This is a genomic window from Pseudomonas sp. (assembly GCF_017744435.1).
Lineage (GTDB): Bacteria > Pseudomonadota > Gammaproteobacteria > Pseudomonadales > Pseudomonadaceae > Aquipseudomonas.
In genome coordinates this window covers 1-23,476 of record NZ_JAGIBG010000026.1, presented here as the reverse complement: position 1 = coordinate 23,476, position 23,476 = coordinate 1, and the positions used below count along the sequence as shown (strand labels likewise).

General features: G+C 65.6%; 21 protein-coding genes. 7 read left to right on the top strand and 14 right to left on the bottom strand.

What is annotated here, in order from left to right:
- The first annotated feature begins 58 nt into the window (after positions 1–58).
- Positions 59–964 carry a LysR family transcriptional regulator gene (locus tag J7573_RS17515; RefSeq protein WP_294337880.1) on the top strand — a complete coding sequence of 302 codons (906 nt, stop codon included), beginning with the start codon at positions 59–61 and terminating at the stop codon, positions 962–964.
- A gap of 148 nt (positions 965–1,112) precedes the next feature.
- On the opposite strand, the gene J7573_RS17510 is transcribed toward J7573_RS17515, so the two are convergent.
- The 14 genes from J7573_RS17510 to J7573_RS17445 all read right to left on the bottom strand — a co-directional run bounded on the left by J7573_RS17510 (position 1,113) and on the right by J7573_RS17445 (position 15,176).
- Complete coding sequence (locus J7573_RS17510) at positions 1,113–1,811, bottom strand: response regulator (RefSeq protein ID WP_294337877.1); 699 nt, start codon at positions 1,809–1,811, stop codon at positions 1,113–1,115.
- The gene (locus J7573_RS17505) at positions 1,808–4,462 is read right to left on the bottom strand and encodes a sensor histidine kinase KdpD (protein ID WP_294337876.1); all 2,655 of its coding nucleotides are present in this window, start codon (positions 4,460–4,462) and stop codon (positions 1,808–1,810) included. Before J7573_RS17505 ends, J7573_RS17510 begins: the two co-directional genes overlap by 4 nt.
- A gap of 158 nt (positions 4,463–4,620) precedes the next feature.
- On the bottom strand, positions 4,621–5,166 hold the full coding sequence (gene kdpC, locus J7573_RS17500) for a potassium-transporting ATPase subunit KdpC (protein ID WP_294337874.1): 546 nt from the start codon (positions 5,164–5,166) through the stop codon (positions 4,621–4,623).
- A 10-nt stretch (positions 5,167–5,176) separates the two neighbouring features.
- The gene (kdpB, locus tag J7573_RS17495) at positions 5,177–7,231 is read right to left on the bottom strand and encodes a potassium-transporting ATPase subunit KdpB (RefSeq protein WP_294337870.1); all 2,055 of its coding nucleotides are present in this window, start codon (positions 7,229–7,231) and stop codon (positions 5,177–5,179) included.
- Positions 7,232–7,241: 10 nt separating this feature from the next.
- The gene (kdpA, locus tag J7573_RS17490; RefSeq protein WP_294337868.1) at positions 7,242–8,936 is read right to left on the bottom strand and encodes a potassium-transporting ATPase subunit KdpA; all 1,695 of its coding nucleotides are present in this window, start codon (positions 8,934–8,936) and stop codon (positions 7,242–7,244) included.
- Positions 8,937–8,945: 9 nt separating this feature from the next.
- Positions 8,946–9,035: a K(+)-transporting ATPase subunit F gene (kdpF, locus tag J7573_RS17485; RefSeq protein ID WP_033696222.1), complete on the bottom strand. Its 90-nt coding sequence runs from the start codon at positions 9,033–9,035 to the stop codon at positions 8,946–8,948.
- Positions 9,036–9,152: 117 nt separating this feature from the next.
- Entirely contained in the window at positions 9,153–10,199 is a 1,047-nt protein-coding gene (locus J7573_RS17480) for an AI-2E family transporter (protein ID WP_294337861.1), read from the bottom strand.
- Positions 10,200–10,211: 12 nt separating this feature from the next.
- Complete coding sequence (locus J7573_RS17475) at positions 10,212–11,006, bottom strand: DUF4892 domain-containing protein (RefSeq protein ID WP_294337859.1); 795 nt, start codon at positions 11,004–11,006, stop codon at positions 10,212–10,214.
- 109 nt (positions 11,007–11,115) lie between these two features.
- Positions 11,116–11,970, bottom strand: a complete 855-nt coding sequence (locus J7573_RS17470; RefSeq protein WP_294337857.1) for an alpha/beta hydrolase — start codon at positions 11,968–11,970, stop codon at positions 11,116–11,118.
- Positions 11,967–12,755, bottom strand: a complete 789-nt coding sequence (locus J7573_RS17465) for an alpha/beta hydrolase (RefSeq protein WP_294337854.1) — start codon at positions 12,753–12,755, stop codon at positions 11,967–11,969. The genes J7573_RS17470 and J7573_RS17465 overlap by 4 nt, the downstream gene beginning before the upstream one ends.
- Positions 12,756–12,847: 92 nt before the next feature.
- A complete protein-coding gene (locus tag J7573_RS17460) occupies positions 12,848–13,222 on the bottom strand; it encodes a hypothetical protein (RefSeq protein WP_294338071.1) in 375 nt (124 codons plus the stop codon).
- Positions 13,223–13,332: 110 nt separating this feature from the next.
- Entirely contained in the window at positions 13,333–13,791 is a 459-nt protein-coding gene (gene sixA / locus J7573_RS17455; RefSeq protein WP_294337851.1) for a phosphohistidine phosphatase SixA, read from the bottom strand.
- On the bottom strand, positions 13,788–14,135 hold the full coding sequence (locus tag J7573_RS17450) for a DUF4389 domain-containing protein (RefSeq protein WP_027919063.1): 348 nt from the start codon (positions 14,133–14,135) through the stop codon (positions 13,788–13,790). The genes sixA and J7573_RS17450 overlap by 4 nt, the downstream gene beginning before the upstream one ends.
- Before the next feature lie 15 nt (positions 14,136–14,150).
- Positions 14,151–15,176: an NAD(P)H-dependent glycerol-3-phosphate dehydrogenase gene (locus J7573_RS17445; RefSeq protein ID WP_294337846.1), complete on the bottom strand. Its 1,026-nt coding sequence runs from the start codon at positions 15,174–15,176 to the stop codon at positions 14,151–14,153.
- Between the two features lie 228 nt (positions 15,177–15,404).
- Between J7573_RS17445 and J7573_RS17440 the strand changes: the two genes are divergently transcribed.
- From J7573_RS17440 to J7573_RS17415, 6 genes are all read left to right on the top strand, one after another.
- Entirely contained in the window at positions 15,405–17,552 is a 2,148-nt protein-coding gene (locus J7573_RS17440) for a TonB-dependent receptor (protein WP_294337845.1), read from the top strand.
- Positions 17,552–18,442, top strand: a complete 891-nt coding sequence (locus J7573_RS17435) for an ABC transporter substrate-binding protein (protein ID WP_294337844.1) — start codon at positions 17,552–17,554, stop codon at positions 18,440–18,442. Before J7573_RS17440 ends, J7573_RS17435 begins: the two co-directional genes overlap by 1 nt.
- The gene (locus tag J7573_RS17430; RefSeq protein WP_294337842.1) at positions 18,439–20,370 is read left to right on the top strand and encodes an ATP-binding protein; all 1,932 of its coding nucleotides are present in this window, start codon (positions 18,439–18,441) and stop codon (positions 20,368–20,370) included. Before J7573_RS17435 ends, J7573_RS17430 begins: the two co-directional genes overlap by 4 nt.
- Positions 20,371–20,572: 202 nt before the next feature.
- Complete coding sequence (gene fabA / locus J7573_RS17425; protein WP_012315334.1) at positions 20,573–21,088, top strand: 3-hydroxyacyl-[acyl-carrier-protein] dehydratase FabA; 516 nt, start codon at positions 20,573–20,575, stop codon at positions 21,086–21,088.
- A gap of 11 nt (positions 21,089–21,099) precedes the next feature.
- The gene (fabB, locus tag J7573_RS17420) at positions 21,100–22,320 is read left to right on the top strand and encodes a beta-ketoacyl-ACP synthase I (protein WP_050706509.1); all 1,221 of its coding nucleotides are present in this window, start codon (positions 21,100–21,102) and stop codon (positions 22,318–22,320) included.
- A 139-nt stretch (positions 22,321–22,459) separates the two neighbouring features.
- Positions 22,460–23,323: a pirin family protein gene (locus J7573_RS17415; RefSeq protein ID WP_294337835.1), complete on the top strand. Its 864-nt coding sequence runs from the start codon at positions 22,460–22,462 to the stop codon at positions 23,321–23,323.
- Positions 23,324–23,476 lie beyond the last annotated feature (153 nt).

Here is a 23,476-nt window from a genome sequence, read left to right as displayed (position 1 = left end):
CTGTCAACCGGGTCGGCGAGTGTTCATACTTTCCGGCCTCTTCCTCAGGTTTGCGCACATGGCCTTCAGCAGCGACTCCCTGGCAATTTTCCTCGCGGTGCTGGAGGCGGGCTCGTTCTCTGCCGCCGCGCGCAAACTGGGGCGGGTGCCGTCGGCCGTGAGCATGGCCATCGCGCAACTGGAAGCCGAGCTGGACCTGGCCCTGTTCGACCGCGCCACACGCAAGGCCCTGCCCACCAGCGCCGCCCTGGCCCTGGAGCCCCAGGCGCGGCAGGTGATCTGCCAGCTCAACCTGCTCGACGCCCAGGCCCTGCAACTGCACCAGGGGCTGGAAAAGCGCCTGACCATCGCCATGGCCCCAGAGCTGCAGACCGGCCGCTGGAGCCAGCCGCTGGAAACCCTGGCGAAGGAATTTCCCAGTCTGGAGATCGAAGTGCGCTCGGCGACCCAGACCGAAGCGGTGCGCTTGCTGCATGAGGGCAGCGTACAACTGGCGCTGGTGTTCGAGCGCCCGGGGATCGATGAACGCGAGTCCTTTCTCGAAGCAGGTAGCCAGCTGCTGGTGGCCGTCGCTTCACCGCGTCATCCCGCTGGCAGCAACAGTGGCACGCCGCTGCCTGAAGAAGCGTTTGCCGAACAGCGGCAGATCATCGTGGCCTCGGGCAAGGCCACCGGGTCGGATCCGCGCATGGTGCTGTCGCGGCGAATATGGTTGACCGACAGCTATCTGGCGACGCTCAATCTGGTGCAGTCCGGCCTGGGCTGGGCCTACTTGCCGCAGCCGCTGGTGGAGCCATTGATTGCCTCGGGGGCACTGGCCGAGGTTCGGTTTGACAACATGGCCAGCCGCTTGCGGTTGTGGGTGGACATCATCTGGCTGAAGCCGCGGCCGTTGGGCCTGGGTGCCAGGCGCTATCTGGAGGTCATGCGACAGCTGTTCGAGAAAGAACCACCCAGGGCCTGACACGGCGCAGTCCCTGTAGGAGCGGCCTTGTGTCGCGAAAGGGCTGCACAGCAGCCCCGGCAATTTGTGATTAACAGCTGAAATCGAGGGGCCGCTTTGCGGCCCTTTCGCGACACAAGGCCGCTCCTACAAAGGCCGCGTCAAACAGTCAGATCGAAGCGGGGGCTACAAGCCGATACCCCACCCCAGCCTCGGTAATGATGAACCGTGGCGCCGTCGGGTCATCACCGAGCTTCTGCCGCAAATGCCCCACCACGATCCGCAGGTAGTGGGTGTCGTCGACATGGGTCGGCCCCCAGATGTCCTTGAGCAATTGCTGCTGGGTAATCACCCGACCCGGGTGCCCCGCCAGTTGTGCAAGCAGCGCGTACTCCTTGCGCGTCAGTGCGATCTCCAGGCCATCCAGCGTCACTTTGCGAAAGGCGAAGTCCACCACCAGCGGCCCGAAGCTCGCCGTCACTTCGCTGCCGCCCGCCTGCGGCACCTGGCGCAGCAGCGCGCGTACCCGGGCCAGAAACTCCTGGATACCGAAGGGCTTGGTCACATAGTCATTGGCGCCGCCATCCAGCGCATCGACCTTCTGCACCTCGCTGGCCCGCACCGACAACACCAGCACCGGCACCGCGCTCCACTCGCGCAACTCGCGCAGCACCTGCTGGCCGTCCATGTCGGGCAGGCCGAGGTCGAGCACCACCAGGTCAGGCTTGGCCAGCGCCGCCTGGGCCAGGCCCTCGCTGCCGGTGGCGGCTTCGATCACCTTGTAGCCCTGGGAGCTGAGGCTGATGCGCAGGAACTTGCGGATCTGTGGTTCGTCGTCGATGACCAACAGGGTGGCGGACTGGCTCATGGGGCTTCGCTTTCGGCTTCGGGTTGCTGGGGCAGCGGCAAGCATAGAGTGATGCAGGTGCCGTGGCCATCGATGCCTTCACCGACCAGGATCTGCCCGCCGTGGGCACCGATCATGCCCTGGCAGATCGCCAGGCCCAGGCCGGTGCCCTGCCCGCCGCGATCACCACGGGCGGCGGTGTAGAACATGTCGAAAATCTTTTCGCGCTCGGCCACCGGGATGCCGGGCCCCTGATCGCTGACGGCGAAGTGCAGTTGCTCGTCGTGCACCGAAACCTGCAGCTCCAGGCGGCCTTGGGCGGGCGAGAAGCGAGCGGCGTTTTCCAGCACATTGATCAGTGCCTGCTCGATCAACGCGGCATGCACGAACAGCAACGGCAACTCACCGGGCACCTCGGTGTGCACGCGCAACGGCGCCAATACCGCGCGCAGCCGGTTGAGGGCACTGCCGACAATGTCGGCCGGGGCCACCCAGTCGCGGGCAAGCTTGAGCCCGCCGTGGCCGAGGCGGGTCATGTCGAGCAGGTTCTGGATGTAGCGGTCCAGGCGTTCGGCTTCGTTGCGCGTGCCTTCGAGCAGCTCGCGGCGATCTTCGACCGGGATCGCCTCGCCCAGCGCCAGCAGGCTGTCGATGCTGCCGCGCATGGCCGTCAGCGGGGTGCGCAGGTCATGGGACACCGAGGCTAGCAAGGCACTGCGCAGCTGCTCGGTTTCGCCGTGCAGGCGAGCGGCTTCGAGCTGTTCGGCCAGGCGGGCACGGGCCAGCGCCTGCGCCAAGGGTTGGCCGAGGGCCATCAGCAGGCGCCGACGCTGGGCACTCAATGGCTCGCCGGAACGCGGGCGCACACCGAGCAGGGCCAGGGGCTGATCGTCAACCGCCAGCGGCCACCACCACCAGCGCCCGTTGGGCAAGGTATCACTGCCGTGGCCAGCGGCCTGGCCATGCTGCCAGGCCCACTCGGCGGCAGCACGCTCGTTGTCGTTCAAGGCCTGGGCTTCGCCGCTCGCCAGGTGCAGCAGGCCTTCGCTGTTGCGCTCCAGCAGGCACACCTGCACGTCTTTCCAGCCATTAAGGTGTCGACCGGCGGCGTTGAACACCGCCTGGCGATCGGTGGCCACCGTCAGGCGACGCGACAGGTCGAGCAGCTGGTTGGTCTGCGCCTGGGTTTCGCGCAGGGCCTGCAGCTGGCTGCGCTGGCGGGCAGCGAGGTTGCCGGTGAGGGCCGCCATGAGCAGGAAGAACACCAGCGTCAGCACATCCTCCTCACGCTGGATGCTGAACGAGAAGTTCGGTGGAATGAACAGGAAGTCGTAGGTCAGGAACGACAGCGCCGCGCAGGCCAGCGCCGGGCCCAGACTGCTGCGCACGGCCACCAGCAGCACGGCGGCGAGGAACACCAGCGAGATGTTGGGCAGCGCCAGCACGCTCGACACGCCCCAGGCCAGGCCGGCGGCCAGCGCCGTGGCCACCAGCGCCAGCAGGTAGTGGCGCCAGACCCACACCCGGCTGACCGCCGCCCGCGCCGGCCGTGCCTGGCTGTCGCGGTCGAGCACGTTGATCTCCAGGCCATGGCTTTCGCGCAGCAGCCGGGTGGCGACGCCGGCGCCGAACAGACGACGGCGCAGCCGGTCACGGGATTGCCCGACCAGCACCAGGCTGGCGCGACGTTCGGTGGCGTGCTGGATCAAGGTCCGCGCCACTTCGCCGGCACGCAGCAACACCACCTCGCCCCCGAGGCGCTCGGCCAGTTGCTGAGCCGCCTGCAGGCGCTGACGGGCGGCTTCGTCACGCAGCCGGCCGTTGTCGACGTGCACCAGGCTCCAGGGCAGGTGGCGGCGCTGGGCAACACGGCTGGCGTGACGCACCAGGCGCTCGGCCTGCTCGTCACCATCCACGCCCACCAGCAGGCGCCCACGCAAGGCCGGCGCCGCTTCGCCGCGCAGGCGATAACCGTGGGCCAGGTCGGCGTCGACCTGGGCGGCAGCGGTCTGCATGGCCAGTTCGCGCAGGGCAGTAAGGTTGGTTTGCGAGAAGTACGCATCAATGGCGGCCCGTGCCTGCTCCGGCACGTACACCTTGCCTTCGCGCAGGCGTTCGAGCAGCTCGCGCGGCGGCAGGTCGATCAGCACCAGCTCGAAGGCTTCCTGCAGCACCCAGTCCGGCAGGGTTTCGCGCACCTGCACGCCGGTAATGCCGCGGACCTTGTCGTTGAGGCTTTCCAGGTGCTGGACGTTGACCGTGGTGTACACGTCGATGCCGGCGGCGAGCAGCTCCTGCACGTCCTGCCAGCGCTTGGCGTGACGGCTGCCGGGGGCGTTGGTGTGGGCCAGTTCGTCGACCAGGGCCAGGGTCGGGGCAGCCTTGAGCAGGCCGTCGAGGTCCATTTCCTCGAGGGTGACACCGCGGTATTCGCTGCGCAGCAAGGGCTGCTGGAGCAGGCCGCCGAGCAGCGCTTCGGTTTCGCTGCGGCCATGGGTTTCGACCACCCCGGCCAACACTTGCACGCCCTGGCGTTGCTGGGCGTGGGCGGCCTGGAGCATGGCGAAGGTCTTGCCCACGCCTGGGGCGGCGCCGAGGAAGACCTTGAGCCGGCCGCGGCCGCTGCGTGGGAGGGTGGCCAACAGCGCGTCTGCGCGGGTGGAGTCACTCATGTTTCATCCTTCAGAATTTGCTCTTTTGCGTATTCCCTGGGCCTGCTCTGCAGGCCTTCGCGGGCTTGCCCGCTCCCACAGGGATACCACTGGCATGAAAGCTGTGGCGATCCCTGTGGGAGCGGGCAAGCCCGCGAAGGGCCGCAGAGCGGCCCCGGTCAAAGATGTTCCAGTGCCTGGTTCAAGGCCAGCACATTGACCACCGGCGGCCCGATCAATGGGTGGAGGGTGGCCTCTTCCAGCAAGGCTTGCAAGCGCTCCACCGGTACCTGGCGCGCCGCCGCTACCCGAGGAATCTGGTAGGCCACGGCTTGCGGTGGCAAGTGCGGGTCAAGGCCGCTGCCCGAGGTGGTCAGCAAGGCCTGCGGCACCGGCCCCAACTGCGCCTGGTACAGCGTCGCAGCATCGCCCTTGACCCGCTCGGCCAGTGCCGGGTTGCTCGGTGCCAGGTTGCTGGCGCTGCTGGCCACGGTGGCGAATGCCCCGGCCGAGGGCCGCGAGTGGAACCAGCCATCGCCCTGGAAATCCTGGGCGATCAAGGCCGAACCCCGCACCTGCCCGCGCTCATCGCGCACCAGGCTGCCATTGGCCTGCTCGGGGAACGCCAGCTGGGCAACCCCGGTCACCGCCAGCGGGTACAGCGCGCCAGTGACGACCGTCATCAGCAGGATCAGGCTCATCGCCGGGCGTACGTAACTGTTCATGATGGCCTCCTCAGACCAGGTGCAGGGCATTGAGCAGCAGGTCGATCAGCTTGATCCCGGCAAACGGCACGATGATGCCGCCCAGCCCGTAGATCAGCAGGTTGCGCCGCAGCAGGTGCGCCGCGCTCGCCGCCTGCACACGCACACCGCGCAGTGCCAGCGGGATCAGCACGATGATGATCAGCGCGTTGAACACGATGGCCGAGAGGATCGCGCTCTGCGGGCTGGCCAGGTGCATCAGGTTGAGCACGCCGAGCTGCGGGTAGATGGCGGCAAACAGCGCCGGCAGGATGGCGAAGTACTTGGCCACGTCGTTGGCGATGGAGAAGGTGGTCAGCGCCCCGCGGGTCACCAGCAGTTCCTTACCCACCTGCACCACGTCCAGCAGCTTGGTCGGGTCGCTGTCCAGGTCGACCATGTTGGCCGCCTCGCGTGCCGCCTGGGTGCCATCGTTCATGGCCATGCCGACGTCCGCCTGGGCCAGCGCCGGGGCGTCGTTGGCGCCGTCACCGCACATGGCCACCAGACGACCGTCGTTCTGCTCCTGGCGGATGCGTGCCAGTTTCTTCTCCGGCGTGGCTTCGGCGAGCACATCGTCCACGCCGGCTTCGGCGGCGATGGCCGCAGCGGTCAACGGGTTGTCACCGGTCACCATCACGGTGCGGATGCCCAGCTTGCGCAGCTCGGCGAAACGCTCGCGGATGCCCGGCTTGACCACGTCCTTGAGGTGGATCACGCCGAGCAGGCGCTTGTCCAGGCATACCAGCAACGGGGTGCCACCGCTCTGGGCAATGCGCTCCACTTCACGGGCCAAGGCGGTGGGCAGGTCCAGGCGCTGCATGCCGACGAAGGCCAGCACGGCGTCAACGGCGCCCTTGCGGTAACGGTGTTGCTGGAAGTCGATGCCCGACAGGCGCGTCTCGGCGCTGAAGGCGATGGCCTGGTACTGGCCGGGCGACGGCTCGACGAAGTCGTGCAACTGGCGCAGGTATTCGACGATCGACTTGCCCTCGGCGGTGTCGTCGGCCAGCGAAGCGAGCAAGGCACCCTCCCCCAGCTCCTTGGCTGTCACGCCCTGGGCCGCATGCAGGGCACTGCAGCGACGGTTGCCGAAAGTGATGGTACCGGTCTTGTCGAGCATCAACGTATGCACGTCGCCGGCTGCCTCTACCGCACGGCCGGAGCGGGCGATCACGTTCAGCCGCACCAGGCGGTCCATGCCGGCGATGCCGATGGCCGAGAGCAGGCCGCCGATGGTGGTCGGGATCAGCGTCACCAGCAGCGCGGCGAGGAAGATCAGCGGCAGGCTGCCGCCGGCAAAATGGGCGAACGGTTGCAAGGTCACCACCACGATCAGGAAGATCAGGGTCAGGCCGATCAGCAGGATGTCGAGGGCGATTTCGTTGGGGGTCTTCTGCCGCTTGGCGCCTTCGACCAGGGCGATCATGCGGTCCAGGGTCGACTCGCCGGGGTTGCTGGTGATGCGGATCAGCAGCCAGTCGGAAACCAGCCGGGTGTTGCCGGTGACGGCCGAGCGGTCGCCGCCGGATTCGCGGATGACCGGCGCGGACTCGCCGGTGATGGCCGCTTCGTTGACCGCTGCGATGCCTTCGAGCACCTCGCCGTCACCGGGGATCATCTCGCCGGCCACCACCCGCACCACATCGTCCTTGCGCAGCGCCGTGGCCGCGACGCTTTCGAAACTGCCATCGCGTTTGCGGCGCTGTGCCGTCAGCCCCTGGCTACCGGCCTTGAGGCTGTCGGCGCGGGCTTTGCCACGGCCCTCCGCGAGGGCTTCGGCAAAGTTGGCGAACAGCACGGTGAACCACAGCCACAGGGCAATCTGCGCGGCAACACCGGTGCTGACGCCATTGCCGGGGGCGAAACACAGCGCGGTGGTGAGGATCGCCGTCAGGGCGACCACCAGCATCACCGGCGCCCGTTTGAGCTGGCGCGGGTCGAGCTTGACGAAGGCCTGCACCAGCGCCGGCCGCCACAGGGCCGCAAAGCGGGTCTGGTCCTTGGCGCAGTGTGAGGCTTTCACTTCAGGAATGGGCATGTTCATGGATGATTCCTCAGAAACCCAGGCTCAGTTGTTCGGCGATCGGCCCGAGGGCCAGGGTCGGCAGGAAGGTCAGGCCACCGACCAGCAGGATGGTCACCAGCAACAGGCAGGCGAACAGCGGGCCGTGGGTGGGGAAGCTGTTGCTGCCCTGGGGCGCGCTCTTCTTCGCCGCCAGGCTGCCGGCCAGGGCCAGGATCGGCAGGATGTAGCCGAAGCGGCCGATCAGCATGGCCAGGCCGATCATCACGTTGTGGTACACCGTGTTGGCGCCAAATCCGGCGAACGCCGAGCCGTTGTTGGCCGTGGCCGAGGTATAGGCGTACAGCAGCTGGCTGAAGCCGTGGGCGCCCGGGTTGCTCACTGCACTGGCAGGCCCTGGCAGGCTGGCGGCGATGGCCGCGAGCACCAGCACGCCGACCGGCATCACCAGCAGGGTTGCCACCAGTAACTGCACTTCCCGCGCCTGCAGCTTCTTGCCCAGGTATTCGGGTGTTCGGCCGATCATCAACCCGGCCAGGAACACCGCGATCAGCACGAACAGCAGCATGCCGTAGAGCCCGGCGCCGACGCCGCCGAAGATCACTTCGCCCACCATCATGTTGACCATCGCGACCATGCCGGTCAGCGGGTTGAGGCTGTCGTGCATGGCATTGACCGAGCCGTTCGAGGCCGCCGTGGTGGTCACCGTCCACAGCACCGAGCCGGTGGTGCCGAAGCGGCTCTCCTTGCCCTCCATGGGCGCGCTCTGCTGCACCTGGGCGCTGTCCAGCGCCGGGTTCGGCTGGTATTCCGACCACATTGCCGTGGCGCCGCCCAGCAGGAACAGGCCCAGCATGCAGGCGATGATGGCGCGGCTCTGGCGCAGGTCCTTGACGTAGTGCCCAAAGGTGAACACCAGGGCCACCGGGATCAGGATGATCGAGGCTACCTCGAACAGGTTGCTCCAGGCCGTTGGGTTTTCGAACGGGTGCGCCGAGTTGACGCCGAAGAAGCCACCACCATTGGTGCCCAGCTGCTTGATGGCGATCTGGCTGGCGGCCGGGCCCAGCGGGATGGTCTGGTCGGCGCCTTGCAGGGTCACGGCGTGGGCGTAGTCGGCGAAGGTCTGCGGCACACCCTGCCACACCAGTAGCAGCGCCAGCAGCAGGCACAGCGGCAGCAGGCCGTAGAGGGTGGCGCGGGTCATGTCGACCCAGAAGTTGCCCAGGCTGGTGGTGGAGCGACGGGCGATGCCGCGGCACAGCGCAACCAGCACGGCCAGGCCAGTGGCAGCGCTGACGAAGTTCTGCACGGTCAGGCCGAGCATCTGGCTCAGGTAGCTGACCGACGCCTCACCGCTGTAAGCCTGCCAGTTGGTGTTGGTGACGAAGCTCACCGCCGTGTTGAAGGCCAGCGACCATTCCTGGCCGGGCAGGTGCTGCGGGTTGAGTGGCAGGTAGCCTTGCAGCAGGAGCACGCTGAACAGCAGCAGGAAGCCGGCCAGGTTGAAGGCCAGCAGGGCCAGCGTGTACTGCTTCCAATTCTGCTCCTGGTCGGCGCGCACGCCGGCCAGGCGGTAACAGCCGCGCTCCACCGGCCCGAGCACGGGAGTCAGCCAGGTGCGCTGCCCTTCCATGACCTTGTAGTAGAAACGCCCGAGCCAGGGTGCCGGCAGCAGCACTATGGCGAAGAAGGCCAACAGCAAGAGGTAATCGTAACTGTGCATGGCCGCTCCCTAGCTGCGATCGGCGCGCAGCAGCGCTACCAGCAGGTAAACCGCCAATGCCACTGCCAGTAGCAGTGACAACCCGTCGAGCATGTACATGAGTGCAATTCCCCCGTGGTACGGCCTGGGCCGCTTTGGGGGAATTGTCTGGGAGAGGGGCGTAAAGGGACGAGACCGGAGGGAGAGACTGGCTATAAAGAATGCGTAAAAACAGCCTTACGGTGGGGTTTGCGCCGAGTTACGGCTCCAGTCCAGCAGCAGGCTGTAGCCGACCGCCAGCAGGGTTGGCCCGATGAACAGGCCGATAAAGCCGAATGCCAACAAGCCGCCGAACACACCCAGCAACACGATCACCAGCGGCAGGTTGCCGCCGCGGCTGATCAGGTAGGGTTTGAGCACGTTGTCCACGCCGCTGATGACGAATGTGCCCCAGATACCGAGGAATACCGCCATGCCGTATTCGCCCTTCCACACCAGCCAGCCCGTCGCCGGTATCCAGGCCAGTGGCGGCCCCATCGGGATCAGGCTGAGCATGAAAGTCACCAGGCCCAGCACGATCGCCCCAGGCACTCCGGCAATCAGGAAGCCGATCAGTGCCAGCAGCGCCTGGGCCGCCGCCGTGCCGATCACACCGTTCACCACCCGCTGGACGGTCCCGGCCACCAACTCCAGATAGTAATCGGCGCGCTCGCCCACCAACCGGTTCAGCAGCCGCAACACGAAAGCCGACAGCCGCGGCCCGTCACGGTAGAAGAAGAACACGAACACCAGGCTCAGGGTCAGCTCCAGCACACCGCTGCCAATCTGCGCACTGCGCGCCAGCAACCAGTTGCCGACCTGCCCCAGGTACGGCTTCATCGACTGCAACAGGGCCGCGCCTTGCTGATCGAGGGATTGCCACCAACTGACCAGGCGCTCGCCCACGAAGGGAATGCCGCCCAGCCAGTCAGGTGCATCGGGCAGGCCATCGACCTGCACGTCACGCACAAAGGCCGTGGCGTCGCGGATGTGGTCGGCCAGGTTGAAGCCCAGCCACACCAGCGGCAAGGCGACGATCAGGATCCAGGCCGTAGTCAGCAGGCTGGCGGCCAGGGTTTCGCGGCCCCCCAGCACACGCGTCAGCAGGCGCATCAGCGGCCAGCTGGCGAACGCCAGGATAGCCCCCCACAGCAGCGCGGAGATGAACGGTGCCATGACCCACAGGGCGGCACCCAGCAGCGCCAGCAGCAGAATCTGGATCAGCAGGCGATCATTATTGGCCATGGTGACGCTCACTCAACGAATCAGTTCCAGGTGCAGGCCATCGGTGGGTGCGTTGCCGACTTCGAGCCGGCCATCACGCACACCCGCCTTGACCAGTTGCTCGCGCCAGGCCTCGGCCTGGGCGCCACTCAGGCTCGCGCGCAAGGTGCTGTCGAGGTTCAGGCTGCGTGCCAGCAAGGTCACCCAGCTGTCCTGCGGTGCAGCCAGGTCAGGGTAGTCGAGCTTGCCGGTGTCGCGCATTTCGCGCAGCACCGTGGCGGCGGTCGGCAGTATCTCGCCCAGCGGGCTGCTGGCGACGAATTCTTCCACATGCAGATAGGCGCGGCGGTTGCCACGGGTGACGCTGTACAGCGCAACCAGGGTGTCGGCCTCCTCGGCCGAGCGGCGCAGCAGGATGAACGCCTGCTGCTCGTCACCGCCGTTCAAGCGGGCATTGGCAAACACGTCGTTGGCCCACAGGCTGCCTTCGCCGCAATCGCGGCCCTGGCACCAGAACAGCGGATAGCCGCCGTCATGCTGCAGCTCTTCGCGTGCGCTGGTGAAGGCTTCGCGGGCACTACGCTCGACCGGCAGTTCATAGGTGACCGAGCTGACCTGGCCACGGCTTTCGATCTTGTCTTCGACACGCAGGCGGCCGCTAATCTTGCGTAGCGGGCCCATGGGGTAGACACGTTCCTGCTCCACGGCCGGGCGCTGGTCGACGACCTTCGCGTCCACCGGCACGGGCAGGCTGCCGGCCCACAGCAAGGGGCTGGCCAGCACAAGGCAGGTGGCGATGGCAGTACGAATGGGAACGGGCGCGCTCATCGGCGACCCATGCGACGCTGTGCGCCGGGTTGAAGCTCCAGGATGTCTGGCAGTTGCATGGTTGTCTCCCTGTTCAACCCGCCAAGCCTCGACACTTGTCCGGTGCAAGTCAAGCAAAGCCAAAGAAGCGATTGAAACAGTCTGCGACAAGGGCCGCGCCCGGTTCGTCGTTCAGGTGCAGGTGATGCCCGCCGGGCAGCACCGCCTGCTCAAAGGGTAGCTGCTCCAGCAGTTCGGTGTGGCGCACCAGCATACCGTCGGCCGCCACCACCAGGCTGGCTGGGCAGCTCACTCGCCGCACATAGGCCATGGCCTGTGCCTGGCTCAGGCGCACCGGCGATGGCAGGGTCAGACGGCTGTCGCTGCGCCAGCTGTAACCACCGGGCACCGGCATCAGGCCGCGCTGTGCCAGCCGCTCGGCGGCTTCGCGGCTGACCGCGACCATGCCCTTCATGCGCGCCTGCACGCCTTCCTCCAGGGTCGGGTAAACGGACTTGCGCTTGCCATCGAGGCGCAGCTGGGCCTGCAGGGCCATGCCCAGGCGCTCACCGGCATCCTGCTCGGCGCCGGTCGGGGGAATGACACCGTCGATCAGGGCAAGATGGCTGACCCGGTCTGGCAAGGCGCCGGCCAGCTGCACCGAAATGATCGCGCCCAACGAATGCCCGAGCAGGGCAAAACGCTGCCAGCCCAGTTGCTCGGCAACCCGCAGCACATCATGGGCGTAATCGGCCAAGGCATAACCCGCACCCAATGGGCGGTGCTCGGAATAACCGTGCCCGGCCAGATCGAGGGCGACGATGCGCAGGCCCTTCAACTGCGGGGCCAGGCGGGAGAAGCTGTTGGCGTTGTCCAGCCAGCCGTGCAGGGCGATCACCGGCAGGCCATCCTCCGGGCCGAACAGGTGCGCGGCCAGCTCGATATGGCCCAGGCTCAGGCGGACCTCCTCGACCTGTGCGCTCATGCCTGGCTCCAGCGGTCGAACAGGCCCTTGATCAGGCTGGCCGTGTCGGCCGGCCGTTCCAGCGGGAACATGTGCCCGCCCGGCACGCTGTGGTACTCGCCCTGCGGCATGCCGCGCACCGCCAGCGCATGGTGACGGCGGATGACGTTGCTGCGCTCGCCACGCACCATCGCCAGAGGCACCTGCAACTGGCGCGCCGGCGCCGGGCTGGCGTGCGGGATATTGCGGTAGATGCTGATCTCGGTGGCCGGGTCGAAACGCAGGCGCAAGCCCTGTTCGTCCGCCTGCAGGCCATGCTCGAGGTAGGCTTCCAGGCAATCCGGGTCGAAGTGGCGGAACAGCGACTTGCTGGCGAAGTAGTCACGTGCGCTGGCACGGTCGGCAAAGGCTTCACGCCGCCCTAGGGTACGACCAGCCGGGGTGATGCGGTCGATGAAGCCAAAGCGCTTGGCGGTGCGCAGCAGCCATTGGTCTGCGCGGGTCAATACCGGCGAGTCGAGCATCACCACGCCGCGGTACAGTTCGGGCCGGCGCAAGGCGGCGTGCAGGTGCAGCACGCCGCCCAGCGAATGGCCGACGCCCCACACCGGCGCCGCCTGCTGCGCCAGGTGGTGCAGCAGCTCATCGACCAGACTCTGCCAGTTATCGCCCACCGGAAAACGCGGGTCATGGGCGTGCTGGGCCAGATGACTGACCTGATAATCCGGCGCCAGGGCGGCGAACAACTTGCCGTAGGTGGCCGAGGGAAAACCGTTGGCATGGGCGAAGAAGATCTGCTGCGACATGGCGCCGGGTCCGGACGGGAAAGATGGCTTATTGTCTGCATCGGGCCGGCACTCGGCAACGTCTGTAAATGTCATCGCCAAGGGCAATCAGGTCATGCCGATTCGTCGAAACTGGCCAGCGAACGGCGCAGGCAGGCTTGCATGTAGGCAATCTGGCTCTCCAGCGCCTCACGGGCCAGGCTCTGGTCCTGAAGGTCGAGTTGCAGGCGGCGCAAGGCCAGGCAGCTGGTTTGCAGCAGGTGAGACATGCGCATGCAGGATCTCTGCAGTTCGTCCAGGTCCTGCTCGATCAACAGGTTGTCCAGGGGCTGCTGCTCGACCTTGTTGCGGATTCTGCCCTTCAAGTGATGGAGCTTGGCGTCGGCGGCTTCGCGCAACAGGGTGTACTGGGCAAAATCGAGACGGTTGTTGCGCTGCACAGTTTCAATCGTGGGCTGCAGATCCAGAGAGCGCAGCAGCTCGTGCATCAACCCGCTCATTCAACGCTCCCTGCCTTTTCATTTGCTGCTGATCCCGGCGCCAAGCATCCATTGGATCCAATTTTTAAGCAACTGGCAAAAATGCCAGTTGCTTCAGCTCAGTCCGGCGAAATAAGCGCGCGCAATGTCATCAGCCCAGCCAGCGGCCAATCGCCTTCCAACTCCGCCAGGCTGGCAGTGCTCATTGGCGCCGGCTGCTGCGCATGGCCATGCTCGAGCATGCCAACCAGTGAACCCACCAGAGGCTGGTGGCTGACCAGCAGCACATGCTCCAGGCCCAGGCGCTCGACCTCGCCGATCACCTGCCGCACGTCGCTGTCAGGTGTAAGCCACGGCACAGTGCGCACGGGCTCGGCGAAGCCCAGGGTGTCATGCACCAGGGCGGCTGTCTGTTGCGCACGCACGTACGGGCTGGCGATGATCGCCTGCAACGGCTGGCCAAGCAGCCGGGCCGCACTGTGCAGCACCTGCTCGCGGCCATGGCCGGTCAGGCGCCGCTCAGCGTCGGTGTTGGCGCGCGGTTCCGCCTCGCCGTGGCGCAGCACCCACAGCTTCACAGCTTGGGCTCCTCGTCGCGCACCGGGTGCGCTGCCGGGGCCACGGCGTGGGGCGCCTCGCCTTCCGGGGCACGGGCTGCCGGCCAGTCAGCGAACGGCCATGGCTTCTGGTCAGTGTGGAAGGTACCGAAACGGCCGATCTGCGCCAGGTACTGGCTCAGGCTGTCGCCGAAGTTCATCAGGCTGGCGCTCGGTGCGCCATAGACCAGGCGGTAGATCAGCTGCACCAGCACCAGGCCGCCGAGCAGCAGCTCGGCCAGTTGCCAGACCACCAGGAACACCAGCATCCACAGCACCCGCAGGATGATCGACTCGCGCTGGGCGCGCTCGGGTGTATCGTTCATGTGCTGCTCCTTCGCTTAGTTGAAACCACTGATGGAAATGAAATCGACATCGGTCTTGGGCTCGGCGCGCATCAGGTGCTCGATCACCTGGTTCAGCGTGCGGCCTTCGAACAGGATGGCGTGCAGGCCGGCCACCAGCGGCATGTAGACCTGCACTTCCTGGGCCTTGGCCTTGAGCACCTTGAGCGTATTGACCCCTTCAGCCACTTCGCCCAGGCGGCTGACCGCCTGCTCCAGGCTCAGGCCCTGGCCCAGGGCGTGGCCGACCTGGTAGTTGCGGCTCTTGGGCGACGAGCAGGTGACGATCAGGTCACCGACACCCGCCAGGCCGAGGAACGTCATGGGGTTGGCCCCCTGGCTGACGGCAAAGCGGGTCATCTCGGCCAGCGCACGGGTGATCAGCATGCTCTTGGTGTTTTCGCCCATGCCCAGGGCGACAGCCATGCCGGCAATGATCGCATAGACGTTCTTCAGTGCGCCGCCCAGCTCAACGCCGAAGCGGTCGCTGCTGGCGTAGACCCGGAACGTACGCCCGTGCAGTACGGCTTGCACCCGCTGGCACAGTGCTTCGTCTTCGCTGGCGACCACGGTGGCGGTCAGTGCATGTTCGGCAATCTCGCGGGCCAGGTTGGGGCCGGAGAGCACACCGATGCGGGCTTCGGGCGCGATTTCCTCGAGGATCTGGCTCATCAGCTTGAAGCTCTGCGCCTCGATGCCCTTGGTCAGGCTGACCAGGTATTTGCCACGCAGCAGCTCGGCATGGGGCGCCAGCACACTGCGCAGGGCACTCGAAGGCAGCGCGACGAAAATCAGGTCGCTGGCTTGCAAGGTGGCCAGCAGGTCGTTGACCGGCTCGACACCGTCCTTCAGGCGGATGCCCTTGAGATAGCGCGGGTTCTCGCGATTGACCCGCATCGCCTCGGCCTGCTCGGGGTCGCGCATCCATTGGCGTACCGGCACGCCATTCTCGGCCAGCAGGTTCGCCACGGCGGTGCCGAAGCTGCCGCCCCCCAGAACTGCAACAGGTTGCTGTTCAGTCATATTCAATCCGTTAAAGCCATTAAGTTAAGTGGCGACCCGCTCATTATACGGCTCACCTGCTACAGAACCAGTACTGCCCCATTCGCGGGCCAACCCGCTCCCACAGGTACCGCGCCACTGCGAAAAGCTGCGCAATACTTGTGGGAGCGGGTTTACCCGCGAAGAGGCCGTTATATCCACCGCAGATCACACCGCAGATCACTGGCAAAACCTTCTCGGTCAGTTAACATGCCTGTTTCAATCCTGAGACAAGGCTGTCCTGTGTTCCCTGGCCCGCCCCCTTACCCTCGCCTGCTGCTGCTGACTGCCCTGCTCGGCGGCTCGGCTGTGGCCGATGACCTGTTCATCGACAACTCGGACCTGCCACAGGTTCTGACCGCCACGCGGCTGAAACAATCCCCGGCAGCGGTGCCGGGCAGCATGACCGTGCTCGACAACGAACTGATCCGTGCCAGCGGTGCCCGTGATATCCCCGAGCTGCTGCGCCTGGTACCGGGCATGATGATCGGCTACGGCGCCGGCAACCAGCCGACCGTCAACTACCACGGCAGCAACGTCAACGATGCACGCCGCATGCAAGTGCTGATCGACGGCCGCTCGGTGTACCGCGCAGGCCTGGCCACGGTGGACTGGAGCGACATCCCGGTCGCCATCGAGGACATCGAGCGCATCGAAGTGTTCCGCGGCCCCAACACCGTCAGCTACGGCGCCAACGCATTGATGGCGGTGGTCAACATTCTCACCCGCAACCCGGCCGACAGCCACGGCTCGCGGATGAAACTGACCCGCGGCCAGGATGGCATCAACGACTACTACCTCAGCCATGGCTTCGGCTGGGACGGCGGCGACATGCGCCTGTCGGTGTCCGGCCAGCAGGACGATGGCTTCGACGAGAACCAGTTCGGCCAGGACTACCGCGACAGCCGCCGCCTGAACCGCTTCAACCTCAGTGTCAGCCACGTTCTGGCGCCGGACCAGACCCTGGAATGGCAACTGGCGGCCAAGGAAGGCAGCAACCAGCGGCCGTATACCTATCAGCCGGTGTTCCCCTACGTCACCCAGAGCGGTGACAACGCCGACGTCAATGCCAAGGACTATGCCGGTTCGGTACGCTGGAACATCGACTTCAACCCCGAGCACAGCCTGTATGTGCAGGGTTCGGCCCAGATGTTCGACCGCCAGCAGGTCTGGCGCGCCTGTGATGCGGCACTGTCGTTCAGCCCCGAGTTGACCCGCTTGTGGCAGATGAACCCCGACTTCGCCGAAAAGGTCGCCCGCGGGGCGAACAACCCGCCGAACAGCAGCAACCCGGAAGAACAAGCGCTGGTCGATGCGATCAAGGACCAGTGGAACAACCAGGGCGGCAAGAATGTGGTCTGCGGCGATGTCGACCAGAGTACCCGCGAGACCCGCTATGACCTGGAGGTACAGGACACCCTGAGCCTGACCGACAGCCTGCGCCTGCTCAGCGGCATGAACTACCGCTATGATCGCGCCGATTCGCAGACCTACTTCGACGGCAGCATCGACGACCAGACCTGGCGCCTGTTCGGCCAGCTGGAATGGCGCGCCGACGAGCACTGGATTCTCCAGGGTGGCGCGATGTTCGAAGATTCGCGCCTGTCCGGCAGCTCCCTGACCCCGCGCATGGCTATCAACTACCTCATCACACCGCGCCACGGCCTGCGTGCGGTGTACTCCGAGGCGGTGCGCTCGCCGGACATGTTCGAGAACAACGTCAACTGGAGCTACACGGTCAAGAACCTGAGCCCCACCGCGTTCGGCCAGCGCAATGCCGAATACTTCGTCAAGACCCGCGGCCCTGGCGACCTCGAACAGGAACGCATGCGCTCGCGCGAGCTGGGCTATAACGGCTACTTCAGCGACTTCGACCTGAACATGGATGTGAAGCTGTTCTACGACGAGATCACCGGAATGATCAGCGAACCCCTGAGGAACAACCAGTACATCGCCAGCAACGCCAACAAGGCCCGCTTCAGCGGCAGCGAGGCGCAATTCGACTGGCACCTGGCGCCACGCGACCGCCTGCGCCTGACCTATGCCTATGTCGATGCCTGGGCCAGCAACCCCGCCGACCGACGCCTCAGCGCGCGCAACAGTGGCTCGGCTGGCTGGATGCGCGATTGGGGCGAGGGTTGGTCGAGCGCGCTGTTCTATTACGGCGACGACGCCCTCAACCAGTACCGCTACGAACGCGTTGACCTGCGCGTGGCCAAGCGCTTCCGTATCCAGGGCAGCACCCTGGAACTGGCCGGGCTGTGGCAGCAACGCCTGGACGACCAGCCCACCACGGTGGAGCAGAATCGTTATGACAGCCGCCACCGCCTGAGCGTCAGCGCGGAGCTGGAGTTCTGATGGCCCGACTGCTGCGCCTGCTGCTGTTCTGCCTGTGGCCACTGGGTACGCTGTCCGCCAGCGAAATCCTGCTGGTCGGCGGCGACGAACAGCCTGGCTTTCGCAGCTTCGTCGAAGCCCTGCAAGGCCGCCGCAGCCATGACCAGGTTCGTTTCCAGAGCATCGCCGCGCTGCCCCGCCCCGCTCAGCTCAAGGCTGACGTGCGCCTGGTGCTGCTCGACAACAGCGCGCTCGAGTGGCGCCTGAGCGACAACGGCGGGCCACCTGCGCTGGCCATGCGCGTCAGCCGGGTACAGGCTGAACAACGCCTGGGAAAGTCGCGTCCCGCTTACCTGACCCTGCTGTGGAGCGACCCGCCGCTGGCGCGGCAACTGCGCCTGGCCCGCTACCTGTTGCCACAGGCCCAGCGCATTGGCGTGCTGTACGGTAAGCGCAGTCAGTTCCTGCTCGACGAACTGCGCCAGGCGGCACGCCCGCTGGGCCTGGAGATCGTCGCCCAGGACTGGCCGGACCAACGCGACAGCCGTCCCCTGCAACACCTGCTGGCCAACAGCGACGTGCTGTTGGGCCTCGATGACCCCGACCTGTACAACTCCAAGACAGCGAAGAACCTGCTGCTCAGCAGCTACGGCCGACAGATGGCCCTGATCGGGCCGAACGCCGGCTTCGTGCGCGCTGGCGCACTGGCCAGCACCTACAGCGACCAGGACGACTGGCTGGCCGTGCTCGACCAGTTGCTCGACCAGCCTCCGACGCACTGGCCACGCAGCCTGTACCCGGCGCGCTATGGCGTCAGCGGCAACCAGCAGGTAGCCCGCGCACTGGGCCTTGAGCCGATTGATCCGAACGCCACTGCCAAGGCCTTGGCCGAAGGAGAACCCACCCCATGAGCAAACGCCTGAGCTGGGACATCCACACCCGCACCCAGATCATCAGCCTGGGCCCGGCATTGCTGCTGACCTTGCTGTTGATCAGCTTTTTCACGTTCGTGCGGATCCAGGATCTGCGCCAGGAGCTGAACCACACCGGGCAGCTGATTGCCAACCAGCTGGCACCGGCATCCGAGTACGGTGTCATCTCCGGTAACAATGAAGTCCTCGAAGGCCTGATGCGCGCCACCCTGAGCATCCCGCACGTGCGCTTCCTCGAAGTACAGGACAGCCGCAACCACATCCTGGTGTACGTCGAACAGCAGGACGAGAGCAACAACCGGGCGCAGCAGGTGGAAGTGTTCCAGGCGCCGATCCGCCTGCAGCAGATCCGCCTGGACAGCGACTTCCTGCAACAGGGCAAGGCGCCGACACCGGCCATCGGCGACGACTACCTGGGCCGGGTGATCGTCGGCATGTCGGACGATGCCTTCAGCCAGCGCCAGCAGGAAATTGTGATCAAGGCCGGCATCCTGGCGCTGTTCGCCCTGCTGTTCACCTTCCTCCTTGCACGCCGCCTGGCCATGAGCCTGGCCAAACCCATCAGCGACATGGGCCATGCGGTCAAGGCCATCCAGCAGGGTGAATTCAATGCACCGCTGCCGGTGGTCGACGACAGCGAACTCGGCCACCTGGCGCGGCATATCAACAACCTCGCCAACGCCCTGGACCAGGCCAGTGCCGAACAGAAGCAGGCCATCGCCCAGCTGATCCAGGCGCGCGAGGAAGCCGAACAGGCCAACGGCGCCAAGTCGGAGTTCCTGGCCATGATGAGCCACGAATTGCGCACCCCCATGAACGGCGTGCTGGGCATGCTGCAACTGCTGGAAACCACCCAGCTGACAAGTGAACAGGCGGATTACACGGCGGTGGCCAGCGAGTCCACCGGGCACCTGTTGAAAGTCATCAATGACATCCTCGACTTCTCGCGGATCGAACGCACGACGCTGGAGCTCGAGCACATCGACTTCAACCTGGGCGAGCTGATCGCCACCTGCGTGCAGTCGTTCCAGCACGGCGCCCAGCAGCGCGGCCTGGAATTGCACCTGCAATTGCCGGCAGAGGGCGCACAGCCGCAGGTGGTCGGCGACCCGACGCGCATCCGCCAGATCCTCCTCAACCTGATCGGCAACGCCCTGAAGTTCACCGAGCGCGGCCAGGTCCAGGTCGAGGCGCACTGGCAGCTGCTCGACCGACAATTGCTGTGGTTCACCTGCAGCGTACGTGACACGGGTATCGGCATCGACAGCGAACGCCTGGAAATGATGTTCGTCGCCTTCCAGCAGGCCGACAGCTCGATTTCGCGACGCTATGGCGGCACGGGCCTGGGCCTGTCGATCGCCCGCACCCTGGCCGAACGCATGGGCGGCAAACTGCGCGGTGAAAGCCGCGAAGGGCTGGGCTCGACCTTTACCCTGGAAATGCCACTGCCCCTGGCCAGTACCACACCGGCAACGCTGCCGGGCAGCTCGGGGGCCAATGCGCCACTTGAGGTCGGCAAACGGATCCTGCTGGTGGAGGACAATCCGGTCAATCAGAGCGTCATCGAAGCCATGTTGCGCAGCCTGGGGATGGAGGTCAGCGTGGCCCACGACGGGCTTCAGGCCGTGGAACAGGTCAGCCAGCAGCCGTTCGCCGCAGTGCTGATGGATTGCCGCCTGCCGCAGATGGATGGCTATGAAGCGACCCGGCGCATCCGCCTGTTGCCGGCCTGCGGCCAGCTGCCGATCATCGCCTTGACCGCCAATGCCCTGCAGGGTGACCGCGAGCGTTGCATGGCAGCCGGCATGAATGATTACCTGAGCAAACCGTTCCGCCGCACCGAGTTGCAGCGGGTATTGCAGCGCTGGTTGCCTGGACGGACAGCGGCGACTGGCGATAAATGCTAAAGTGCGGCAGTCTTAAGTACTGGACAGGACCTTATCCGGACCTGAAAATAGACGTTTCAGTGCACACCTGTACTTCTTTCGCCAGGTGCGCTGTGACTTTCACCACAACGCAATAGTCTACCTGTAGGCTGCCGTCCCAGAAGCAAGAAGGGTCGGCCGGGAAGATTCATCCCCTGCCACAGGGGGTTATTGAGGAGCTCGCATGACCAAACAACACGCCTTTACTCGGGAAGACCTGCTGCGCTGCAGTCGCGGTGAGCTGTTCGGCCCAGGTAATGCGCAACTGCCCGCGCCGAACATGCTGATGGTCGATCGCATCACCCATATCAGCGAAGAAGGCGGCAAGTACGGCAAAGGTGAATTGGTCGCCGAGCTGGATATCACCCCGGACCTGTGGTTCTTCGCCTGCCACTTCGAAGGCGACCCGGTGATGCCGGGCTGCCTGGGCCTCGACGCCATGTGGCAGCTGGTCGGCTTCTTCCTCGGCTGGCAAGGCCTGCCGGGCCGTGGCCGTGCGCTGGGTTCGGGCGAAGTGAAGTTCTTCGGCCAGGTACTGCCGACCGCCAAGAAAGTCACCTACAACATTCACATCAAGCGCGTCCTGAAGGGTAAGCTGAACATGGCCATCGCCGATGGCTCGGTCAGCGTCGACGGTCGCGAGATCTACACCGCCGAAGCCCTGCGGGTCGGCGTGTTCACCTCCACTGACAATTTCTAAGGGTTATTCGCATGCGCCGCGTCGTTATCACTGGTCTGGGCATCGTATCGTGCCTGGGCAATGACAAAGCTACCGTCACCGAAAACCTGCGCAACAGCCGTCCGGGTATCCGTTACAACCCGGAATACAAGGAAATGGGGCTGCGTAGCCAGGTTTCCGGGTCCATCGACCTCAACCTCGAAGAACTGATCGACCGCAAGGTCTACCGCTTCGTCGGCCACGCCGCTGCCTACGCCTACCTGGCGATGCAGGACGCGATCAAGGACTCGGGCCTGACCGAAGAGCAGGTTTCCAACCCGCGTACCGGCCTGGTTGCCGGTTCGGGCGGCGCCTCGACCCTGAACCAGATGGAAGCGCTGGATACCCTGCGCGAAAAAGGCGTCAAGCGCGTCGGCCCGTACCGCGTCACCCGCACCATGGGCAGCACCGTTTCGGCGTGCCTGGCCACCCCGTTCAAGATCAAGGGCATCAACTACTCGATCTCGTCGGCCTGCGCCACTTCCGCACACTGCATCGGCACCGCCCTGGAGCAGATCCAGTGGGGCAAGCAGGACATCGTCTTCGCCGGTGGCGGTGAAGAAGAGCACTGGAGCCAGTCGTTCCTGTTCGATGCCATGGGCGCCCTGTCGACCAAGCGCAACGAAACCCCGGAACTGGCTTCGCGCGCCTACGACGCCGACCGTGATGGCTTCGTCATCGCTGGCGGCGGCGGCATGGTGGTGGTCGAGGAGCTGGAACACGCCCTCGCCCGTGGCGCCAAGATCTACGCCGAAATCGTCGGCTACGGTGCAACCTCCGACGGCTACGACATGGTCGCACCGAGCGGCGAAGGCGCCATCCGCTGCATGCAGCAGGCGCTGTCCACCGTCGACACCCCGATCGACTACCTGAACACCCACGGCACTTCCACCCCGGTCGGCGACGTCGCCGAGATGAAGGGCGTACGTGAAGTGTTCGGCGACAAGGCACCGAAAATCAGCTCGACCAAGAGCCTGTCGGGCCACTCGCTGGGTGCCGCTGGTGTGCACGAGGCGATCTACTGCCTGCTGATGATGGAAAACAACTTCATCGCCGGCTCCGCCAATATCGACGAGCTGGACCCCGAGGTTGCCGACCTGCCGGTACTGCGCAAAACCGAAGAAAACGCCAAGATCGACACGGTCATGAGCAACAGCTTCGGTTTCGGCGGCACCAACGCCACCCTGGTGCTCAAGCGCTGGACTGGCAAGTAATACGCTGCTGCAGCAACTGAAACGCCCCGACTGGTTCGGGGCGTTTTCATTTGCGTTGCCTGGGCAGCCAGCGCAGTGTTTCAGCATTGCTCGGCAAGCCGCTATGCTTGGGGCATTTCCACCTCGCCTGGAGCCCGCCATGAGCAGCCCCCTGATCATCCGCCCACGCGCCGAATCGGTCGAGGGCCAACCGATCCTGCGCCCGCTGCCCTCGGCCCAGTGCCGTAGCGTCGGCCCGTTCGTGTTCTTCGACCATATGCTCGAGACCGATTATGAACCGGGCAAAGGCATGGACATTCGCCAGCACCCGCATATTGGCCTCTCTACCCTCACCTACCTGTTCGAAGGCGCGATCCTGCACAAGGACAGCCTCGGCTCGGAGCAGCGCGTGCTGCCGGGTGATGTGAGCTGGATGACCGCTGGCAAAGGTGTCGCGCATGTCGAGCGCACGCCTGCAGACGCCCTGGCCCATGGTTCACGCCTGCACGGGCTGCAAGTGTGGCTGGCCTCGCCAAAGGCGCTTGAACAGGGCGAGCCGAGCTACAGCCACCATCCGGCGGCGAGCCTGCCGGTCAGTGACAACCTGGGCGTACGCATCTGCATGATTGCCGGCAGCGGGTTCTGCCTGGAATCACCGGTGCCGGTCCTCTCCCCCACCCTTTATGCGCATGTGCTGATGCAGCCAGCTACCACGCTGGTGGTGCCTGGCGAACATGTGCAGCGTGCGCTGTATCTGCTCGACGGCGAGCTGTTCATGGACAGTGAACCGGTCGCGGCCTGTAGCCTGATCGTGCTGCCGGAGGGCGAAGAGGTGACGTTGTATGCCGAGGAGGAATGCCAGCTGGTGCTGATTGGTGGGGAGCCGTTGGATGGGCCACGGCGGATGAACTGGAATTTTGTGGCCAGTGATGGGGAGCTGATCGAGCGGGCCAGGGCCAAGTGGGCTGCCGGGGATTGGCCGACAGTGCCTGGGGAAACTTCAAGAATCGAGTTGCCGCGATAATCTGGGGCTGCTTTGCAGCCCTTTCGCCGGCAAGCGCGGCTCCCACAGGTACTGCACAGGCTTTGATGACAGTGCTGACCTGTGGGAGCCGCGCTTGCCGGCGAAAGGGCTGCAAAGCAGCCCCAGATTATCGCGGCAACTCGATTCTTGAAG

What these genes read in the sequence shown, in the direction of transcription:
- kdpA (WP_294337868.1), bottom strand. Translation starts at nt 8,936, where the DNA reads ATGCACAGTTACGATTACCTCTTGCTGTTGGCCTTCTTCGCCATAGTG.
- J7573_RS17440 (WP_294337845.1), top strand. Translation starts at nt 15,405, where the DNA reads ATGCCTGTTTCAATCCTGAGACAAGGCTGTCCTGTGTTCCCTGGCCCG.
- J7573_RS17515 (WP_294337880.1), top strand. Translation starts at nt 59, where the DNA reads ATGGCCTTCAGCAGCGACTCCCTGGCAATTTTCCTCGCGGTGCTGGAG.
- J7573_RS17505 (WP_294337876.1), bottom strand. Translation starts at nt 4,462, where the DNA reads ATGAGTGACTCCACCCGCGCAGACGCGCTGTTGGCCACCCTCCCACGC.
- J7573_RS17465 (WP_294337854.1), bottom strand. Translation starts at nt 12,755, where the DNA reads ATGTCGCAGCAGATCTTCTTCGCCCATGCCAACGGTTTTCCCTCGGCC.
- J7573_RS17450 (WP_027919063.1), bottom strand. Translation starts at nt 14,135, where the DNA reads ATGAACGATACACCCGAGCGCGCCCAGCGCGAGTCGATCATCCTGCGG.
- J7573_RS17435 (WP_294337844.1), top strand. Translation starts at nt 17,552, where the DNA reads ATGGCCCGACTGCTGCGCCTGCTGCTGTTCTGCCTGTGGCCACTGGGT.
- fabB (WP_050706509.1), top strand. Translation starts at nt 21,100, where the DNA reads ATGCGCCGCGTCGTTATCACTGGTCTGGGCATCGTATCGTGCCTGGGC.
- J7573_RS17430 (WP_294337842.1), top strand. Translation starts at nt 18,439, where the DNA reads ATGAGCAAACGCCTGAGCTGGGACATCCACACCCGCACCCAGATCATC.
- kdpF (WP_033696222.1), bottom strand. Translation starts at nt 9,035, where the DNA reads ATGTACATGCTCGACGGGTTGTCACTGCTACTGGCAGTGGCATTGGCG.
- J7573_RS17475 (WP_294337859.1), bottom strand. Translation starts at nt 11,006, where the DNA reads ATGAGCGCGCCCGTTCCCATTCGTACTGCCATCGCCACCTGCCTTGTG.
- J7573_RS17480 (WP_294337861.1), bottom strand. Translation starts at nt 10,199, where the DNA reads ATGGCCAATAATGATCGCCTGCTGATCCAGATTCTGCTGCTGGCGCTG.
- J7573_RS17510 (WP_294337877.1), bottom strand. Translation starts at nt 1,811, where the DNA reads ATGAGCCAGTCCGCCACCCTGTTGGTCATCGACGACGAACCACAGATC.
- kdpC (WP_294337874.1), bottom strand. Translation starts at nt 5,166, where the DNA reads ATGAACAGTTACGTACGCCCGGCGATGAGCCTGATCCTGCTGATGACG.
- fabA (WP_012315334.1), top strand. Translation starts at nt 20,573, where the DNA reads ATGACCAAACAACACGCCTTTACTCGGGAAGACCTGCTGCGCTGCAGT.
- J7573_RS17445 (WP_294337846.1), bottom strand. Translation starts at nt 15,176, where the DNA reads ATGACTGAACAGCAACCTGTTGCAGTTCTGGGGGGCGGCAGCTTCGGC.
- kdpB (WP_294337870.1), bottom strand. Translation starts at nt 7,231, where the DNA reads ATGAACATGCCCATTCCTGAAGTGAAAGCCTCACACTGCGCCAAGGAC.
- J7573_RS17415 (WP_294337835.1), top strand. Translation starts at nt 22,460, where the DNA reads ATGAGCAGCCCCCTGATCATCCGCCCACGCGCCGAATCGGTCGAGGGC.
- J7573_RS17460 (WP_294338071.1), bottom strand. Translation starts at nt 13,222, where the DNA reads ATGCACGAGCTGCTGCGCTCTCTGGATCTGCAGCCCACGATTGAAACT.
- J7573_RS17470 (WP_294337857.1), bottom strand. Translation starts at nt 11,970, where the DNA reads ATGAGCGCACAGGTCGAGGAGGTCCGCCTGAGCCTGGGCCATATCGAG.